The 17,693-nt window shown below is 41.7% G+C and carries 18 protein-coding genes and 1 pseudogene; 6 read left to right on the top strand and 13 right to left on the bottom strand.

The window, feature by feature from the left end; translation table 11 throughout:
* Positions 1–85: 85 nt before the first annotated feature.
* Positions 86–676 carry an SDR family NAD(P)-dependent oxidoreductase gene (locus AC1F2U_RS23555; protein ID WP_480263299.1) on the bottom strand — a complete coding sequence of 197 codons (591 nt, stop codon included), beginning with the start codon at positions 674–676 and terminating at the stop codon, positions 86–88.
* An 84-nt stretch (positions 677–760) separates the two neighbouring features.
* Here AC1F2U_RS23555 and AC1F2U_RS23550 point away from each other — a divergent pair.
* Together AC1F2U_RS23550 and AC1F2U_RS23545 are read left to right on the top strand one after the other, a co-directional pair.
* Positions 761–952: pseudogene (locus AC1F2U_RS23550) on the top strand (TetR/AcrR family transcriptional regulator); the annotation flags it as partial.
* Between the two features lie 96 nt (positions 953–1,048).
* Positions 1,049–1,375, top strand: a complete 327-nt coding sequence (locus tag AC1F2U_RS23545; RefSeq protein WP_480263301.1) for a TetR family transcriptional regulator C-terminal domain-containing protein — start codon at positions 1,049–1,051, stop codon at positions 1,373–1,375.
* 580 nt (positions 1,376–1,955) lie between these two features.
* Here the strand turns inward: AC1F2U_RS23545 and AC1F2U_RS23540 are convergent.
* The 3 genes from AC1F2U_RS23540 to cbiD form a co-directional block, all read right to left on the bottom strand.
* The gene (locus AC1F2U_RS23540; protein ID WP_480263298.1) at positions 1,956–2,360 is read right to left on the bottom strand and encodes a response regulator; all 405 of its coding nucleotides are present in this window, start codon (positions 2,358–2,360) and stop codon (positions 1,956–1,958) included.
* Positions 2,361–2,995: 635 nt separating this feature from the next.
* The gene (gene guaA / locus AC1F2U_RS23535) at positions 2,996–4,618 is read right to left on the bottom strand and encodes a glutamine-hydrolyzing GMP synthase (protein WP_480263297.1); all 1,623 of its coding nucleotides are present in this window, start codon (positions 4,616–4,618) and stop codon (positions 2,996–2,998) included.
* A 228-nt stretch (positions 4,619–4,846) separates the two neighbouring features.
* Complete coding sequence (gene cbiD / locus AC1F2U_RS23530) at positions 4,847–5,962, bottom strand: cobalt-precorrin-5B (C(1))-methyltransferase CbiD (RefSeq protein WP_480263296.1); 1,116 nt, start codon at positions 5,960–5,962, stop codon at positions 4,847–4,849.
* Between the two features lie 270 nt (positions 5,963–6,232).
* Here cbiD and AC1F2U_RS23525 point away from each other — a divergent pair, with 270 nt between their 5' ends.
* Positions 6,233–7,036 (top strand): hypothetical protein, encoded by an 804-nt coding sequence (locus tag AC1F2U_RS23525; protein WP_480263295.1) that lies wholly within the window; start codon positions 6,233–6,235, stop codon positions 7,034–7,036.
* A gap of 90 nt (positions 7,037–7,126) precedes the next feature.
* Here AC1F2U_RS23525 and AC1F2U_RS23520 read toward each other — a convergent pair whose 3' ends face one another.
* The 5 genes from AC1F2U_RS23520 to AC1F2U_RS23500 form a co-directional block, all read right to left on the bottom strand.
* Positions 7,127–7,378 (bottom strand): DUF6887 family protein, encoded by a 252-nt coding sequence (locus AC1F2U_RS23520; RefSeq protein WP_480263294.1) that lies wholly within the window; start codon positions 7,376–7,378, stop codon positions 7,127–7,129.
* Positions 7,365–7,493, bottom strand: coding sequence for a DUF6888 family protein (locus AC1F2U_RS23515; protein WP_480263293.1), 129 nt, complete (start codon positions 7,491–7,493; stop codon positions 7,365–7,367). The genes AC1F2U_RS23520 and AC1F2U_RS23515 overlap by 14 nt, the downstream gene beginning before the upstream one ends.
* Before the next feature lie 106 nt (positions 7,494–7,599).
* Positions 7,600–7,896 (bottom strand): DUF7734 family protein, encoded by a 297-nt coding sequence (locus AC1F2U_RS23510; RefSeq protein ID WP_480263292.1) that lies wholly within the window; start codon positions 7,894–7,896, stop codon positions 7,600–7,602.
* A gap of 35 nt (positions 7,897–7,931) precedes the next feature.
* Complete coding sequence (locus AC1F2U_RS23505) at positions 7,932–8,528, bottom strand: DUF3177 family protein (protein ID WP_335084839.1); 597 nt, start codon at positions 8,526–8,528, stop codon at positions 7,932–7,934.
* 478 nt (positions 8,529–9,006) lie between these two features.
* The gene (locus tag AC1F2U_RS23500; protein WP_069074399.1) at positions 9,007–9,252 is read right to left on the bottom strand and encodes a Calvin cycle protein CP12; all 246 of its coding nucleotides are present in this window, start codon (positions 9,250–9,252) and stop codon (positions 9,007–9,009) included.
* 374 nt (positions 9,253–9,626) lie between these two features.
* Between AC1F2U_RS23500 and AC1F2U_RS23495 the strand changes: the two genes are divergently transcribed.
* Positions 9,627–10,859 carry an FIST signal transduction protein gene (locus AC1F2U_RS23495; RefSeq protein WP_480263291.1) on the top strand — a complete coding sequence of 411 codons (1,233 nt, stop codon included), beginning with the start codon at positions 9,627–9,629 and terminating at the stop codon, positions 10,857–10,859.
* A gap of 92 nt (positions 10,860–10,951) precedes the next feature.
* On the opposite strand, the gene AC1F2U_RS23490 is transcribed toward AC1F2U_RS23495, so the two are convergent.
* On the bottom strand, positions 10,952–12,079 hold the full coding sequence (locus AC1F2U_RS23490; protein WP_480263290.1) for a metallophosphoesterase family protein: 1,128 nt from the start codon (positions 12,077–12,079) through the stop codon (positions 10,952–10,954).
* A 418-nt stretch (positions 12,080–12,497) separates the two neighbouring features.
* Between AC1F2U_RS23490 and AC1F2U_RS23485 the strand changes: the two genes are divergently transcribed.
* Positions 12,498–13,370, top strand: coding sequence for an S-methyl-5'-thioadenosine phosphorylase (locus AC1F2U_RS23485; protein WP_480263289.1), 873 nt, complete (start codon positions 12,498–12,500; stop codon positions 13,368–13,370).
* Positions 13,371–13,760: 390 nt separating this feature from the next.
* Here AC1F2U_RS23485 and AC1F2U_RS23480 read toward each other — a convergent pair whose 3' ends face one another.
* Entirely contained in the window at positions 13,761–14,351 is a 591-nt protein-coding gene (locus AC1F2U_RS23480; RefSeq protein WP_480263288.1) for a hypothetical protein, read from the bottom strand.
* 99 nt (positions 14,352–14,450) lie between these two features.
* Positions 14,451–15,017: a DUF6658 family protein gene (locus AC1F2U_RS23475; protein WP_480263287.1), complete on the bottom strand. Its 567-nt coding sequence runs from the start codon at positions 15,015–15,017 to the stop codon at positions 14,451–14,453.
* Positions 15,018–15,358: 341 nt separating this feature from the next.
* Here AC1F2U_RS23475 and AC1F2U_RS23470 point away from each other — a divergent pair, with 341 nt between their 5' ends.
* The gene (locus AC1F2U_RS23470; RefSeq protein ID WP_480263286.1) at positions 15,359–16,279 is read left to right on the top strand and encodes a lysylphosphatidylglycerol synthase domain-containing protein; all 921 of its coding nucleotides are present in this window, start codon (positions 15,359–15,361) and stop codon (positions 16,277–16,279) included.
* Positions 16,280–16,297: 18 nt separating this feature from the next.
* On the opposite strand, the gene AC1F2U_RS23465 is transcribed toward AC1F2U_RS23470, so the two are convergent.
* Positions 16,298–17,614, bottom strand: coding sequence for a hypothetical protein (locus tag AC1F2U_RS23465; RefSeq protein WP_480263285.1), 1,317 nt, complete (start codon positions 17,612–17,614; stop codon positions 16,298–16,300).
* Between the last annotated feature and the right edge of the window lie 79 nt (positions 17,615–17,693).

Below are 17,693 nucleotides of genomic sequence, written 5' to 3'. Positions count from 1 at the left end.
GGTCGTACACCACACAAGCGTTTAAAGTCTTCTGGCTTTAAGATTTTTACTTGTTCGTATGTCATCAATGCTACCCAACTCTAACCTACTTGTCCCACGTATTTGGGACTTTTGCAAGAGGTCTATTGTTTACTGTGATGCCACGAGGGCCGAGATCGCGGGCCAGACCGCGCGTAAAACTAGCGATCGCACCCTTGGTCAAAGCGTAGACAGAGCCACCAGCAAATGGCATGATGTCACTGTTGACGCTGCCAATCATAATGATTCGTCCGCCCTCGCCGATATGGCGGACAGCTTCTTGAGTTGCCACAAACACGCCCTTAATGTTAACCGCGATGATTCGGTCAAAATCATCCAGTGAGAACTCGTCGATGGTAGCGAAAGTGCCGATCCCCGCATTGTTCACGAGGATGTCGAGACGACCAAAGGCTTTCACAGTCTCAGCGACAGCGTTTTTCACCGCTTCAACATTGGCACTATCGGCGCGAAGAGCCAAAGCTTGCCCACCTGCTGCTTCGATCGCAAGCACCACCTCATCGGCTTTTTGCGGCGAGCTAGTGTAGGTGAGGGCGACAGCTGCCCCATCTTGTGCGAGACGTTTAGCGATCGCTGCCCCCAAACCGCGTGAGCCACCTGTTACCAATGCCACCTTACCAGTAAGTTTTTTGTTGCTCATAGTATTCTTTTGTGGTTAAAGTTTTGTATCGTCTGGTATAGATATAAAGCATGGGGGTAAGCCTGTCAAGAAATTATTATACTGATGAGTATGAAACAGGAAAAAACCACTGCGGCCATAGGCCGACCCCGCGAGTTCGATACCGATGACGCGCTCAATCGCGCAATGTATGTGTTCTGGCGCAAGGGCTATCTAGGCACATCTCTCTCGGATCTAACCGAGGCTATGGGCATTAATCGTCCTAGCCTTTACGCCGCCTTTGGTAATAAGGAATCTTTATTCCGCAAAGTGCTGGCTCGCTATGCCGACGGGCCATCAGCCTATCTTCGTCAGGCTCTCAAAGAGCCAACTGCGCGCCAGGTCGCCGAGCGGATGATGCACGGGGTCGTTGACTTAGGAACCGATCCGCACAATCCACCCGGATGTCTCTGGGTTCATGGCACGCTTTCATGCGGAGATCCAACCGATCCGATCCGACGGGAATTGTCTGCACGCCGAGAATCGAGTGAAGCTTCTCTGCGTAAGCGTTTCGAGCAAGCGATTTCGGAGGGGGACTTGTCGGCTGATTCAGATCCAGCGGCTCTCGCCCGCTTTGTTGTGACGGTCAATTGTGGAATATCAGTCTTGGCTGCAACCGGAGCTACCCGAACGGAACTCCTGCGGGTTGTGGAGACAGCGTTGCAAGCATGGCCTCAATAGGCTATTACACCTATTTGGTATCGTATGCACATCTGAGGTGGAAACTGTTAGATTTCGCTCCTCAAATTTTGATCGTATTCTGAAAAAACTATGAGCTTCCTTATCCTTATCAGATAGTAAATAACACTCATTAAGCCGATCGGTTATTTAGAGTAAAGCTCGCAAACTTAAGGCGAAAATTTTACTTACAACAAAATTTTTGTTTCAGTCTTGCTCAAGGCAGTAATCGCACCTTTTGGTTTTATTAAAGTAGCGATCGCTCGTAAACAAAGAAAAATAAAACTCATTTTTAGTCTAGAATCTTTGTCAAACATAACATCGCTTCAAATCGACTAGATAAAAAAAGAGAGAGTATACAGATAAATAAACCAACAGACTTAAATAGATAATTGTTTATTTATTTTTAATCAAAGGTGAATTTTAGTTGGTGTGTAAATGAGAAAACTTCCATCTAAGTACGAACGAGTTTACACCCAAACAAACCTATAACTCTCAAATAACCAATTCACTTTTAGATGAGGAAGATGGGGCAGATGAGGCAAATAACAAATAAAAACCGACAAATAACTGCATCTTTGTATTAACTCTTATAAGAAGCAACCAAATCTGCGACGATCGCAACTAGTTCTCCGGGATCGACTGGTTTAGGCACATGAGTTTGAAAACCCGCTTCCAGAGCACGGCTACGATACTCGCTATCACCATAAGCAGTTAGAGCGATCGCCGGAAGTTTTCCATAAAGATCGGGCTTTAGTGCCCGGATCTTGCGAATAAGGGTGTAGCCATCTTCATCAGGCATCGCAATATCACAAATCAAGACATCTGGTTGCAACTCAGGTAATACTTTCAATGCTACCGCTGCCGATGCAACTGCCATAATGGTGGCTCCATCAGCTTCCAACACAGTAGTAATGTAAAAGCGGCTATCATCATCATCATCAACTACGAGGATGTTTAAGCCAGCAAGGGGAAGAGCAGGTTCCATAACATCTCCATTAATGTTGATCGAATGAAATGTATTTTCAATGAGCTGCTTATTTTTTATCTCATATCACCATACCATTGGTAATTTTACTGCGATCGCGACTATTTTCCTAGAACATAACTTAAATTGTCTAGTTACCATCCAATTGATGCTTAATTATTGACTGGATAAAATTATGTTAGTGTTTAAATTCCTTTACATTAAAAAATTAACTTTAACTATTCGTTAAATTTCAAAAACAATTTTGCTAACTACTGACTGCTTTCTTACTAACAGGTTTGGATTTGGATGGAGCTTAAAAAAAGTCAAAAAAAATAGACAATGCCGAGTCTTAAAACTAGTCAGGTCGGCATTGCCATTTTTAAATTAATACAGTTCAGATAAGCTCAAAATCTAGATGTAGAGACGCGATTAATCGCGTCTTGAAAGACCAATTATCTGCACCAATAACTCTTAACTCAAGCTTATTGAAATTGAAGCAGCAGACGCTCCAGATCCAGTCAGTAATTAGGAGTCAGAAGTAATACACCTAACTATTAAATTTCAAACTGCTGTATGTGAATCTCAACTCCTGCAAGTAATCTGAACCGTAGTAAAGAGTAATCAGTTTTTAGTTAAGTCAACTCAAAACTTGATTACTCCCATTCAATGGTTCCAGGTGGCTTAGAGGTGATGTCATAAACCACGCGATTCACCCCTTTTACCTCATTCACAATTCGAGTAGAAATCACTTCCAGGACATCATAAGGCACTCTCGCCCAATCAGCAGTCATGCCATCTTCACTGGTAACAATGCGCAAAACAATGGGGTAGGCGTAAGTACGTTGATCTCCCATAACACCAACACTACGAATTGGCAGCAATACAGCAAATGCTTGCCAGAAATCATGATACATACCGCGTTGGTTAATTTCTTGCCGCACAATCAAATCAGCATCGCGCAAAATATTTAACCGCTCAGATGTAACTTCCCCCAGAATCCGAATTGCTAAACCAGGCCCAGGAAAAGGTTGCCGTTGAACAATTTCTTCTGGTAAACCAATAGAACGTCCAAGTTTGCGGACTTCATCTTTAAATAGTTTCCGCAGTGGTTCAACCAATTTAAATCTTAAGTCTTTGGGCAAACCGCCAACATTGTGATGACTCTTAATTTTCACCGCTACCCGCTCACCACTTTGGGGATCTACATTGGTGTCAGCAGATTCGATCACATCTGGATAAAGAGTTCCTTGAGCTAGATAGTCAAAGTGACCGAGGCGCTTGGATGTTTCCTCAAATACACTGATAAATTCGTGTCCGATGCGGCGGCGTTTTTCTTCAGGATCTGTAATCCCAGCAACTTTAACCAAAAAGCGATCGCGGGCGTTAACATATTCAACAGGGATGTGAAACTGCTCTTGAAACAGCTTTACCAATCGCTCTGGCTCATATTTTCGCATAAAGCCTTGATCGATAAACACGCAAGTCAGTTGCTCGCCAATCGCTTTGTATAGCAAGAAAGCCAGGGTAGAAGAATCCACTCCACCAGACAGCGCCAACAGCACCCGCTTTTCACCAACTCTAGCGCGAATTTCTCGAATTGCTTCTTCAACAAAAGCCGCTGTTGTCCAAGTGGGTTCGCAATCGCAGATATGGTAGACAAAATTACGAATTAATGCTATACCACCAAGAGAATGTACCACCTCTGGATGGAACTGAACGCCGTAAAGTTTCTTTTCGTGGTCAGCAATAGCAGCACAGGGAGTATTTTCTGTATGTGCTAGCAATTCAAACCCTGATGGCATTTGGATAACTGAGTCTCCATGACTCATCCACATGGTAGTGCCATCTTCCACATTAGTAAGCAAATCTGTGGGATCGTCAATATATAATGAGGCTTTGCCGTATTCACCTCGATCGGCCTTTGCCACTTCTCCACCAAGTTGGTTTACCATCAACTGCATCCCATAGCAAACACCCAAAATGGGTATTCCCAAATTCCAGATTTCTGGGTCACAATGGGGAGCGTTATCACTATAAACTGAACTTGGCCCGCCTGAGAGGATGATTCCCTTGGGATTGAGTTGGCGCAAATGTTCAGAAGTAGTGCGATAGGATAAAACTTCGGAGTATACTTGAGTTTCGCGAATGCGACGGGCAATCAACTCAGAATATTGAGAGCCAAAATCCAAAATTACAATCAATTGTCGATCGAGCCGCCCAAAATTTTCCAATGTTTGGGGCGCTTGTTCTGTTGGTAGAGTCACCGCTGTATTCATGACGGGAGTGTTATATCTGTTAAGGATAAATAGATGCTTTGTGGTCTATGGTGATGCTATTATCCAGCCTGGATAGGCTGATAATGGTATAGAAAGCCTTGACAAACGCTAGTTTACGTGCATTTGTCAAACCCCGGAGTTGGAGATGGTATTAAAACGATAAATCTACCCTAGAGTGGTTATTTAAAGGATTATTTTTTTGGATTGTTTACGATTATTCATAATAAATTAACATAATTTTCCCATCAACAGACCAGCAGTTTTACTCTTCACGATAATTTTGCGATCGCGATCGAAGAGAATAGAGCCACAGACTGTTACTTTTGTGCCGCTTTCGCTATGGCTTTGGATGTATTCTTGGGCACGAACATCGATAGTTTCGGCGATCGCACTGTAAACTTGATTTACCCAATCACTACCAGTTGCAGCATCTAGCGATTTCAAGTATGTTAGTGCTGCTTCAGCAGTTGCACTATTAAACACAGCTTGGATATCTGGTAATTTTAAACCTGCGATCGCACAATGCGCTGCTAAAATTTCCCGCCGTCCATCAGCTAAGTAGTGATGGGTATGAAAAATCCCTCCAGCCAGCTTCATCAGCTTACCGTGATAGCCAAATAATAAGATTTCTTTTACACCCAGCACATTAGCTTCTACTAACATTGGGCCCAGCCAGTTAGCAGTTTTGACCAATTGATCGGGATTAATGCCTAGTTTACGCGCCAAATCTAGGCCATTCTCCCCGATACAAAATACTAAACTCTCAAAACGACTGGCTTTATTTTGTAATTCCGCCCGAAAAAGTGCAAGCTGATCTGGTGTACTTAAGGGTTGAGAAATGCCAGTTGTGCCTAAAAGAGAAAGCCCTTCAACCACACCAAAGGCAGAATTGGAAGTTCTAACAGCAAGCGATCGCCCTTCGGGTAGAATAATCGTCACCGTGATTTTTTCCCCAGGTGCTAGTATCCGTTGCAAATTCTCTTGCAACAGCCTTTGAGCGTAAGCATAAATAGCTGGCTTGTCATCAGCATTTAATTGCCTACCAATCCCTTCCCCACCTTTAATAATTACTGCATCATCACCCTGTTCCCGCCATTCCACCAATGCCCAAATCGGTGTATCTTTAGTCAAATCGAGATTATCACCAGGATCGCTGCGAGCGATCGCTAAAGCTGTATTCTCAGATAGTCCTGCTACCTGTTCAATGGGGATTTCTGCAATTTGAGCGGGTTCAATCAAATCTACTGATGCTATGCTTAGGGGTTGGCGATCGTGTAACCAGTGTAAAGCGGCAATAGCAGCAGCACAGGCAAAGACGGGAAGTGTGTATCCAGAACGAGACATTTTTTAAATTCAAAAGTCAAAAGAATTCTTCAAAATTGAAGACAGTTTCAGATGGCAATTTAGACTCAAACTGTAGCTTGCTTCCTTTAGGGTAACGGCAAAATGCAACGGTGACAGATAATCTCGGCAACCCCACCAGCGGCTTTCATCCGTCCGCTGCCATGAAATGTTAGCCTGCTGCCGCAACATGATTTGAGATTATCAACCCAGTAGTCATGATGTAGCCTACGTTAAACTCGATACTAAGATGAGTTGAGGTTAGTATTCACGATGGGTCAGGCTTGGAACAAAGTACATAAGCATCGACAGGCAAAAAGTAAGCTTGCTGAGTTGATGAGTAAAGCTGATCAAGTCATTGTTATTCACTACTCCTGTGAAAGTTTCTACGACATACTTGATGGCTCATCGCCAAGAATTACGTCCCTTGCTGTTCGGAACCTAGAATCTGGTCAGACTACCTCTTTTTCAATTCATCAGGTAGCAGAACGAAAAGGGTACTCAGCAAGTGACTTAGAACAACACTATGATCAATTAGAGAAACTAATGCTAGATGAGTTTTTTGACTATGTAAACCGTCATGGATCTCATATCTGGCTTCACTGGAATATGAGGGATATAAACTATGGTTTTCCAGCGATCGCACATCGTTACAAGGTTCTTCAAGGCGATCCCGAAGAAATTAACGAATCCAAGTTAGTTGATTTATCTCGATTACTCATCGCAATCTATGGTGTCGGGTACATTCAACATCCTCGCTTAACAAGCCTGGTTGAGAAAAACTCCATAACACATAGAGATTTTTTGGATGGTAAGACTGAGGCGGATGCTTTTATTAATAAGCAATACGTGAAACTTCACCAATCAACTCTAAGGAAGGTTGATGTTCTTGCCAATGTAGTTGAACGTGCTGCCGATGGCTCACTCAAGACAAACTCTAGTCGGAAAGATATTTATGGAAATTACCTTACAGCCTTTATTGAACTGATCAAAGAAAACCCAATTATAAGCGCAGTCGTAGGAGTAATCGGTTTTGTGAGTAGTGTAGCTGGAATAATTGCTTTGTTTGTGAAATAACCGAATTGGATTGCTATCCCACAGATAACATTGTAATAATGTTGTGGTAATTCATAAATTAGTAGATAACCTTTCTTTGGCTCTGCCAGATCACTCTTGGTCAGTCGGCTCCAACGCAGTGTTAGTCTGCTGATTACTGCTTCTTGCTGCTTCTAGCTTTTGGCGAATCGCTGCTTGAACCTTCTCATCAAAATCGGGATCGTTGGGGCTTGCAACAATCCTATGCGGACGCTGATTAATCCTGTCCAAGTATGCTTGAAAAGCAGCTTGATCTCCCCGATGCTTGAGAAAATACTGTTTCAATTCAATATCAGACATTGAATCGTAATTAATTTGGCTCATCAGATAACTCTCCGTTGGGTAAAATTTGGAATTCAATCTCTTCGTCATACCCAGCAAAGATGTATATATTACGAGTCCGATTATCAACACAAATGAGGTATATGGGCTGAAGCATGATATACGTCAGTTGATAGCTAATACGATAACAAACTTGCTACTTGAGCAGCAGTAGGCATTTTAGTTAATTACAGCAAAATTCCGAATTACGAATTAGTAATTAGTCAAACACCTACTTCTAATAATAGAGCTTCCATAGCTTCCCAAGAAATTCCTTGTTGAATATAACGGGGTGCTTCAGGATTGTAAGGACTGGCTACTCGGTCAATATTGAGGATGTTTGCCCCATCTGATAGAACTGGTACATCTGCATCAAATGCCGTTGGACGCATTAAAGAACTGGAAAAGCCTTTGAAAATAGCAATTGTATCTTGCTCATCGGCAATTTCCACCGTTACAATTAGGACTTCTTGGGGGCGTTTAGCGGTGTATTGTTCCAGTCTCTTGCCAATGGAATTCATTTTTTTAAGAGTAGAGTTAAGTGGCGCAACGATGGTTACTGTGGTGTGGCTGAACGTCCCTGTTTGCCCAGCTTAATCAAAACAAAATAGCTTAAGTAAAGCACATAAATTACTAAACTAGTTATGCCAAGAAAACCTAAGAACTCAGCCTTGCTGTTAGCATGAAAATATTCTTTGAATAGTAACGGAGCCTCGAACCAGACACGACAATAGGGAGTCTTGAGCATATTGGCAGAAAAAGCACAACCCAAAAAAGGGATAAAGGCTAGTGTGCCCAAAAAACAATAAACAGTTGTCGCCCAGCGCCAAGAGGTAAAAATAAATTTCAAAGAACCACTGGTTTGATACTCAATTTCGTCGTTGATATCCACCCAGAACCACAACGAAATCGGGATCAAAATCTGAGCTATCAACCCAGAGATAAAGCTAACTGGATACTGGGCAATCATTAAGTAAATCGTGATTGCTACCAGGCTTGATACTCGCCAGTATATAGCCAATAAGCGTTGTATGCCTTCCGCTTTTTGCACAAATGCCCAAATCAGAAGAATTAGCGGAATAATTACCAGGAATAATACTGCCAGTCGGTAATCAATCCAAACAAAAGGTCGAAACCAAATATTATAGTCCATATTTTTTCTCAAACAATAGATAAAAAAGAAGTCAGGAGTCCGAATAAATTAAGTTGTATTTTATACCACTCCCTGATTGGAGACTGCTAAACAAAGCAGGCGGTTTTAAACCTTTTTATTCAGGAGTCAGTCAGACTCCAATTCATCCTGAATTCTTCTTGATAATAGTTTATTGAACCTCGTATGACTAGAAGTCACGAGTATTACAAAAAATTTATAGGGGCGTACATCTGTACGCCCCTACTGCCAAGTAATTTGTTGTTTAATTTATGAAAATCGCAACTTATCTGTTTGGAAGAAGCCTATTGATTCAAATAAAGAGTTTATTTTTTTCCACGACTAAAATCGGTAGCTCTAAATAAAACGCTTGCAAGTGGAGGATATTGGTGAGTTTCCGCGTCCCCCACTCTGGGCGTCTTCTTTAGCTAATCCTGGTTGTTTGGTTAGCAAACAACAGAAAATCTAGGTATCTCAATTTCTAGTCGTCGTAAACCCGGCATTCAATGGCATCTGGGTTGTCATCACAATACTGTTCTAGAGAGTTTTTTGGCTTGCTTTGGCGCTTGTGGGAAGCTTCGGCTTGCAATTCTTCTACTGCATCCCAAGCAGCAGCACACTCTGGTGAGTTGCTACCGTTAATATCACAGACAGTACGCGCTTGTTCCACTTCTTCTTGGATTTTCTCTTGGATGTCGCCTTTTGCTGTTTCTTGGATGTTGGTCATTAGCTTTAGTCTCGTTGTGTGTTGTTAATACTAGTATAGAAAACGTTCAGAAATGGCAGTTTTTCTCTTGATTACTAACCATTCTAACCATTTAGCCAATCATAAGTTAGTGTTTTAGCTTATTGATTTATAACCAATACAGCAAGCTACCGTATCTATAGTACATTTACCTTTATTTTTTAAGATTTTGTGGAATTAGTAGCATAGATAAATAATCATACAATATATTTAGATGCCTATATTAGGGAATGACAACCCCAACTTCTTGGGATGGAGGAGACAAAGGGCTGGCATCAATTCTTGTAAGATGCAATTCTTCCCAAAATAAAAAGTCAAAATCTACTAGCCTAAAAAGAGAAAGAAGCTCAAAACTCATGGCAGACCAAATGCAGTGGGCAAATGCCCTATCAACCCGTCATTCTCTGGAAGCCGCTGTTACAGATGTGGTAGAACGAGCTGTTTCATCGTTAACAGCACCTGCGGATCTAGGACTGGTATTCATTTCGTCTGCTTTTGCGAGTGAGTATTCCCGACTGTTACCCTTGTTAGCTGAAAAACTTTCTGTGCCTGTGCTAATTGGCTGTAGTGGTGGTGGTGTAATTGGGACGACAGTGAGCGGAGAAACCCAAGAATTGGAAGCCGAACCAGCTATTAGCTTGACTTTAGCACACCTTCCGGGAGTAAAGATTCAAGTTTTTCATATTGCTGCTGAAGAATTACCTGACTTAGACAGTTCACCAGATGCTTGGCTTGATTTGATCGGTGTACCACCATCACCGACACCGCAGTTCATCTTGCTGTCTAGTTCTTTCGCCTCTGGAATCAACGATTTGTTGCAGGGGCTGGATTTTGCTTATCCAGGATCGACGATCGTGGGGGGACAGGCTAGTGGTGGAGGTATGGGTGGTCGTGTTGCCCTTTTTTGTAACGATACTAACGGTGAGGAACAGCAAAACTTGTATCGTGAGGGGACTGTTGGTATAGCTTTGACTGGCAATATTGTTTTGGAAACGATTGTCGCCCAAGGATGCCGACCGATTGGCAAGCCATTACAAGTTACAAAAGCCGATCGCAACATCATTCTAGAGTTAGATGAGAAAGTACCTTTAGTGGTATTGCGAGATTTGATTGCTAGCCTCAGCGAACAAGAAAGGATTTTAGCGCAGCATTCTTTGTTTGTTGGTGTGGCAATGGATGAATTTAAGCTGGCTTTACAGCAAGGAGACTTTTTAATTCGTGGTATTCTTGGAGTCGATCCCAATGCTGGGGCGATCGCAATTGGCGATCGCGTCCGTCCTGGGCAAAGGCTGCAATTCCACCTCCGCGATGCCCAAGCCTCTGCTGAAGACCTCGAATTACTCCTGCAAAGTTATCAACACCAACGAGAATCTGAACCCTCGGCTGTAGCTGCTTTGATGTTTTCTTGTTTGGGACGAGGTGAAGGACTCTATGGTAAACCTAACTTCGATTCTGAATTATTTCAGCGCTACCTTAACGATATTCCTATAGGTGGCTTTTTCTGTGGCGGTGAAATCGGCCCTGTTGGTGGCAGAACCTTTTTACACGCCTACACCTCAGCATTTGGAATTTGTCGCCAAAATCAGTAATGAGTGCTGAGTGCTGAGTACAGACGCGATTAATCGCGTCTGTACAAGAGTGCTGAGTGCTGAGTATTGAATCACCTTCTAACTCCTAACTCCTAACTCTTATTCAGCAAAAGTGTGCTGTTATTATCAATCATCGTCAAATTTGCAGCAGTGGCGATCGCTGAATTAGACTGTGATGCGCTATATGTCTGAATGTAGCGCCGCACTTCTGAGGGAAAATGAGGGTAATCTAACACTGCATCACCATCAGCAATGGTTGCCCAGAAGTCGCGCAAACCAGGAGCTAATTCTTTTGCTTGTGATAATGGTAAGTTTAATGGAGAGTGAGTTAGTAGCTTGATTAAAAAAGGGAAAGAGCGATCGCCCATCCACTGCCTTGATGACTGTTGCAAGTCAGGGAACTCAGGCACTGACTCTACGCGATGGGATAAAATTTGCAACGATTCTTTACCTTGGTTATCCCGATGAAACTCTAGCACTCGGTAAGGGTGAGGATAGCTAACTAAAGAACCAGTGGTAATATCATATACCCCATCGGAGTAAGCAATATCCTGAACGTGCAAATGCCCGGTAAACACTAGCTTGACTCCGTAGCGCCTCAGCAGCTGCAATAGTTCTGCTGAATTGGACAACATATAGCGATTTGCCAGTGGATGGTTCGATTGATTGGGCAAATGTTCCACTACATTATGATGCACCATTACCAAAACTAATTCATCAACAGATGCTGCAAGCACCTCTTCTAACCACCGTAGCTGTTTGGCATCCAAAGACCCTACCTGCTCACCTTGGTCATTAAAGGAGTTAGAATTCAGTCCAATCAGCTTAACTCCAGGCAACAACTGACGAATGTAGTACATTTGCTGGGGATCTTCGTAACCAAACTTCGTGTAATAGTAGGGAAAATCCGCAAAAGCAATTGATTGGCGATCGGCCGACAGCACAGGAACGTCATGATTACCAGGAACAACATAGACGGGAAAAGGTAGCTGGGCTAAACATTGTTGCAACCAAGCGTGGTTCTCTGGTTCGCCGTGCTGGGTTAAATCTCCTGGCAACAACAAGAAATCTAAATCGAGTTGTGCTAAATGTTCTAGTACACTTTTAAATGCTGAGATACTTACTTCTACCAGATGAAATCGGCTGGGATGATCCCAGATTGTGTGAGGAAGTGCCAGGTGTAAGTCGCTGACTACCGCAAAGCGAAAATTGAGAGTCATTGATTTATGAAAATGTTAAAAGCAGGGGTTAAAATAAGCCTTTTCCCAAAAGTATAACGCTTGCTTTGTTTCCCTGCGTAAGAGTGTGTCTACTTAACATTTGTATACATGAAGCATTGATTATACGCTATGGTGACGATTAACTTAAGGGCTAATCATAACCATTAATCTGCAAAAATTATCAAAAATTTGATTGCTAAAAATTATTAATTAATGCTCGAATTAGTCGGTGATGACTTCTATCTGTACCTGAATAAATAATGAATGGGTAATAATTCAATAGTGTTAGCGGCACGAAATGCGATGTCTACGACGGGCTACGCCTACGCATAGCTCATTGTAGACATCGCTTTGTTTTCTGCTACTCCCCTTTTCGATAAAATAACTGAGGAGATCGGTAAGGAACAGGTTCAGAATCATGGCTCAAGCTAGTATTGGGATTATAGGTGGTAGCGGTCTTTACAAAATGGATGCCCTCAAAGATGTCGAAGAGGTGCGAGTCGAGACTCCTTTTGGTTCACCATCTGATGCTTTGATTCTGGGGACTTTGGATGGTACACGAGTAGCTTTTTTGGCGCGTCATGGCCGCAATCACACGCTTTTACCCTCTGAGTTACCGTTTCGCGCTAATATCTATGCGATGAAACAATTGGGTGTGAAGTATTTAATTTCAGCTAGTGCTGTGGGTTCCTTGAAAGCAGAGGCGAAACCATTGGATATGGTGGTGCCAGATCAGTTTATCGACAGAACGAAAAATCGAATTTCAACATTTTTCGGTGAGGGAATTGTGGCTCACATTGCCTTTGGCGATCCGATTTGTAAGAATTTGGCGACTGTGTTGGCAGATGCGATCGCATCTCTCAATTTACCAGAAGTTACTCTCCATCGCGGCGGCACTTATGTATGCATGGAAGGGCCAGCTTTTTCCACAAAGGCGGAATCGAATCTTTACCGCAGTTGGGGTGCAACAATCATTGGGATGACCAATTTACCAGAGGCAAAGTTGGCAAGGGAAGCGGAAATTGCATACTCAACTTTAGCGCTGGTGACAGATTATGATTGTTGGCATCCAGACCATGACAGTGTGACAGTGGAGATGGTGATTGGCAATTTGCTGCGGAATGCTGTGAATGCTCAAAAGGTGATTCAAGAAACTGTGCGGCGCTTGAGTGAAAATCCGCCAACCAGTGAGGCGCATTCGGCGTTGCAGTATGCGATTTTGACTCAGTTAGATAAAGCGCCAGCAGCGACGAAGGAAAAGTTAGGGTTATTGTTGCAGAAGTATTTGTAGTATTGGTGATGATTGAAGTGATGTTTATGACGGGTGGTTCCTGAGCGCAACCGTTGGCGCAGCCTCTCGTAAAGAAGGGCTGTGTTTACGCAGTTTCTTAGTACAGTTGTGCGTAAAAGTGTAGCGTTTTTAATGCGGCCACCGTATTAACAATGCAAGCCGATGCATTAACAAGGCGGCCGCCGCATTAACAATGCAGGGGATGGCAAAATTTAATTTGCTAGGAATTATGCATATTTCATTTCTAGAGATATCTATTAATAGAGTTTAAGGGAATTAAACCTCATCTCAAACCAAAACAAAGCCTGCATAGACAGGCTTTGTTTTTGTAGCACCAGACTATAAGTCTGTAGGCGCTTTCAAATTTTTACAAGAATTAAATGACTAATTTCAATCAACCGCCCTCTTGACTGCATTGCCTGCATCATCAGCTGTACGCCGAGCATTTTTACCAGCATCCTCAGCCCCACGCTGAACATTTTTTGTCACGTCTTCGGCAGCATTCTGGGTATTTCCCTTGATATTTTCAATTCCTCGCTGAGTTCCCTTAACAACACCTTTCCGAACTTCTTCAGCTGAACTGCCAATATCTTCACCCAAGTTCTTCACTCTTTCACCAAGAGGTGTGCCTTGTTTGTAGTTTTGACCATATTGCCCTGGGCTATCAACTGATTTCTGGTCAATATTTCTTTGAGCATTTTTGGCCAGTGCATCAGCTCTGTCATTAGCTGCCTTTTCATCTCTCGCTCTGGGATCTACATCACTAAAGTTATTTATCCCACCAGAGGGAGAAGAGAGAGGATAATCTTTTGTCGGATCGTATCGTTCGGTATTAGGTGCTTGAGCGCCAGGTTGTGGCGGCTGCGTTGCTATTCCTGGGGCACCACAAGCCTGTGTCAGAAATAAGAATATTCCTGCTAAAAAAACAGTTAAAACTTTCAAGGGACGAATGTTTTTCAGCCAATTCATTGCTTTTTTCATACTTCTAACTCCTTGCATTTTTCTGACTAAGTTAAACTTCAACCAAGATGGCATTTGGAATTAATTTTACATCCAAAGCATTCAGATAAGATAAGATTTTTATCTGTTTACTGCTGGATTTGGTTGTAATTCAGGTCTTGCTTTAGCTTCATCTGCCTTGTTGTTCAAAAAGCCGGAAGCTTCTCCAACAGCTTCTTTTACAGTCTCAAGCCGATCTTTAACCCGATCTCCTACATTTGGTTCATTCTGAATCAAACCACCGGGTTCAGGCTGGCGGAAGTCTTTATCTGTGATGAATGGCAGTTCTGCTTCTTTCTGGACTCGACCTGCTGGTGTCTCGCCACCAGGATAAAGGATCTCAGATTCTGTATTTGTAGCAATCAACAATTGCGAACTTGGTTGTAAGCTAGCTTCGTCGCGTCCCTGATTGGCTTTTGGGTTTGCTATTTTCGGATCGGTGGACATTCTGTAGTTGCTATACTTGTCTCCACCATTCTTATAAGGATTGTTTGCTCCACCGGCTTGTACAGCAGGATTTTGCGGATTTGCACCTTGAGCATTTGCCCCACTACAAGCAGTGCTAACTATCAACAATAGTCCAGCTAAAAAGATAGTTAATATCTGGCGCAATCTTATTTGTTTCAAGAATACTCTCACAGCGTTCATGTAGTCCTCCTTACCAAAATATTAATAAACTAACAATTTGCTGAATCATTGGATTGGTCAGCAAGTTATTGTGCTTGTTTTGGTTCGCTCACTTTCGATAACCTCTATTCAGGATATGAATAATAAAATGCTCTTTACCTCTAGCGCAGGCTACATTTTAATGATTACAAAAATAATATTTTTATCTAACTCTAGAGAGATATAAAATAAAGTAATATGCTTTTCGCAAAAAGAACTACATCAAGCTGTTTGATACTTCAAAAGTTTGGATATATAGCTGATATATCATAAGATTTGAGGTATTCAGCCCTTGTTGCTTTCACCGTTAAATGAGTAAATTCATGAAGCAATTTTTACGCTGGATAATTTTGGGGGGAACGCTGTTTTTTTTAGGAAAAGCTCTGAAGGATAATTGGATTGAGGTAACTGCTATCCGCATTGATGATGTAGGATGGGCAATTATGGCGATCGCTACAGGGGTAACTTTACTAGCCCATACTTGGGCAGGCTTGATCTGGACTTGGATTCTGCAAGAGTTAAATCAACCTGTATCATCTCCTCAATTCATTCAAGTTTACCTAAAAACGAACATAGCTAAGTATTTACCAGGTAATATCTGGCATCACTACGGGCGAATTGTCGCCGCTAAAAATGCCAATATTCCTACAGGTGCAGCCACCTTAAGCGTTTTGTTGGAACCGCTACTCATGCTAGCGGCTGCTTTAATCGTTATTGTCTTATGCAGTAGTCAATTTGCAGCAGCAAATACTACCTTTGTTATACAAATACTACAATTTCTGAGTTTAGCTGTAGTCCTTGGTGCGATTCATCCGTGGTTTTTGAACCCCATTATTCGTTTTTTGTATAAATTAAAAGCAAAAAAGTCTGTTGCTACCACTCAACCAATTGTTCCCTTCAGTGTTAAAAGCTACCCTTTGCGCCCTTTGTTAGGAGAAGTGGGCTTTATGGGACTACGCGCCACTGGGTTTATACTAACTATGTTCGCCTTGGGTTCGTTGAATGCGAATCAAATTCCTTTGTTATTCGGGGCTTTTAGTTGCGCTTGGTTGTTGGGGTTTGTTATACCTGGTGCGCCTGGGGGATTAGGTGTGTTTGAAGCGACTGCGTATGAACTTTTACGACACCACTTTCCATCTGCTTTAGTATTTAGTGCGATCGCTCTATATCGCCTCATTAGTATTCTAGCTGAAACTGCGGGTGCTGCCTTAGCTTGGTTAGATGAACGCCTTGCGAAATCCTGAATCAGGCAAAACTCATTTTTATTTATCTACTTTTATCTGTGAAAATACACGATAACTATCCAGATTTAATTGCTGATTACTGCTTTGTTCTTCTTCTTCCATCTTAATCAAGTTATATTCTACATTTTCTGCATAAATTGCGAACGTGATATTAAAAATCTCGATAAAATTTATTACCCCTTTGCATTCCTCTTCGGAATAATTTTCGTAATAACGAATCAAATGAGCAATCCGAGTTTCTAAATGTCTCCGAGAATTTCTACAAATCAAAATAACCTTTAATAATATAATTACCAGGGTTAGAGCATGACCTTGACCAATTAATAAAATAAATAATTGCGAAGGTTCTTTAGCATTTTCTGTTGTAAAGTAATCAATCACTCGATTACAGGTTCTCAAGAAAAATTCTTTAGTGATAATTTCTTGATTATAATCTGTCTTCCATAACGATAAACTATGTGCAAACTGCCGCCGCCAGGTTTCGACTGATTCTTGATTTTCTACAGAAAAAAATAGGTATTTTTCTAGATTGGTTTTAAACTCTTTCAAAGTTTGATTTTCAGTTTGCTTGATAAATATATGGGCAATATTATCATGGCTAAATACGCCTTTCTTTAAGACAATTGCTTTTATTAAGCGCAGAGCTTGATCTCCCAAAATACTGGGATTTTTATAGCGTGTTGTGCTTGAGACGGCAGATTGAGAACGAGCAATATACATTGCGAGTTCAAACTTAAATTTGTCTTTTATCTGTTTAGAAAGTCTTCTAGCAGCCTCTTGTTGCTCTTTAGGGTTTTTATTATTAACAGATTGATCGATCAATAAATAGGAAGTGTAGCGATTAGCCCAATGACCTTTAGAGGATTCTTCATATTTAGTAGCAAATAACTTCAGATCCTTGTAATCTTTACTGTTGGCAAACTTCTCTAACCAGATTTTACAAGTTTTTACTACTGGAGAATTGTTGTCTTGGATTTTCAGATTTTCATGAACAAATAAATTAACTAAGTCTTGGATATATTTGTCTTTTCGGTTGGTTTTCCAATTATTAATTATGATGTAGCAACACCGCTTAAGTGTATTGTATAATTCTTCCTCATTATTATCTAAAAAAACACTATATATTCCAGGTATATAATCGGAATATTCGCAATCAAGACCGTCTATAAATAAACTTTTGAATTCTCGTAAAACATCTTCTGGGGGCAATTTATTGACAATTTCCACAAAGAAGCTATAAACCTCTTCTTGGGCAGTTTGCACATCTAATTGTCTAGAGTTAGACGTAATGCAATGGGGATTTTCCTGACTAATTGATAAACGATTAGCGGTCATTTCAGTTATCAGGACAAAAAGGCTTCCTGTTCATATTATTACCAGCTTAACCTTGGCGAACAGGAGCATCAATCTATTC

Source organism: Nostoc sp. LEGE 12454 (assembly GCF_056620565.1).
This window is presented reverse-complemented; position numbering and strand designations above follow the sequence as displayed.

Bases quoted from the DNA above. Each gene is read 5' to 3' on its own strand.
- AC1F2U_RS23465 (WP_480263285.1), bottom strand. From the start codon at position 17,614: ATGACCGCTAATCGTTTATCAATTAGTCAGGAAAATCCCCATTGCATT.
- AC1F2U_RS23490 (WP_480263290.1), bottom strand. From the start codon at position 12,079: ATGACTCTCAATTTTCGCTTTGCGGTAGTCAGCGACTTACACCTGGCA.
- AC1F2U_RS23545 (WP_480263301.1), top strand. From the start codon at position 1,049: ATGATGCACGGGGTCGTTGACTTAGGAACCGATCCGCACAATCCACCC.
- AC1F2U_RS23500 (WP_069074399.1), bottom strand. From the start codon at position 9,252: ATGACCAACATCCAAGAAACAGCAAAAGGCGACATCCAAGAGAAAATC.
- AC1F2U_RS23520 (WP_480263294.1), bottom strand. From the start codon at position 7,378: ATGAGCCAAATTAATTACGATTCAATGTCTGATATTGAATTGAAACAG.
- AC1F2U_RS23475 (WP_480263287.1), bottom strand. From the start codon at position 15,017: ATGAACGCTGTGAGAGTATTCTTGAAACAAATAAGATTGCGCCAGATA.
- AC1F2U_RS23505 (WP_335084839.1), bottom strand. From the start codon at position 8,528: ATGGACTATAATATTTGGTTTCGACCTTTTGTTTGGATTGATTACCGA.
- AC1F2U_RS23515 (WP_480263293.1), bottom strand. From the start codon at position 7,493: ATGCTTCAGCCCATATACCTCATTTGTGTTGATAATCGGACTCGTAAT.
- AC1F2U_RS23510 (WP_480263292.1), bottom strand. From the start codon at position 7,896: ATGAATTCCATTGGCAAGAGACTGGAACAATACACCGCTAAACGCCCC.
- AC1F2U_RS23555 (WP_480263299.1), bottom strand. From the start codon at position 676: ATGAGCAACAAAAAACTTACTGGTAAGGTGGCATTGGTAACAGGTGGC.
- AC1F2U_RS23485 (WP_480263289.1), top strand. From the start codon at position 12,498: ATGGCTCAAGCTAGTATTGGGATTATAGGTGGTAGCGGTCTTTACAAA.
- guaA (WP_480263297.1), bottom strand. From the start codon at position 4,618: ATGAATACAGCGGTGACTCTACCAACAGAACAAGCGCCCCAAACATTG.
- AC1F2U_RS23495 (WP_480263291.1), top strand. From the start codon at position 9,627: ATGGCAGACCAAATGCAGTGGGCAAATGCCCTATCAACCCGTCATTCT.
- AC1F2U_RS23480 (WP_480263288.1), bottom strand. From the start codon at position 14,351: ATGAAAAAAGCAATGAATTGGCTGAAAAACATTCGTCCCTTGAAAGTT.
- AC1F2U_RS23525 (WP_480263295.1), top strand. From the start codon at position 6,233: ATGGGTCAGGCTTGGAACAAAGTACATAAGCATCGACAGGCAAAAAGT.
- cbiD (WP_480263296.1), bottom strand. From the start codon at position 5,962: ATGTCTCGTTCTGGATACACACTTCCCGTCTTTGCCTGTGCTGCTGCT.
- AC1F2U_RS23470 (WP_480263286.1), top strand. From the start codon at position 15,359: ATGAAGCAATTTTTACGCTGGATAATTTTGGGGGGAACGCTGTTTTTT.
- AC1F2U_RS23540 (WP_480263298.1), bottom strand. From the start codon at position 2,360: ATGGAACCTGCTCTTCCCCTTGCTGGCTTAAACATCCTCGTAGTTGAT.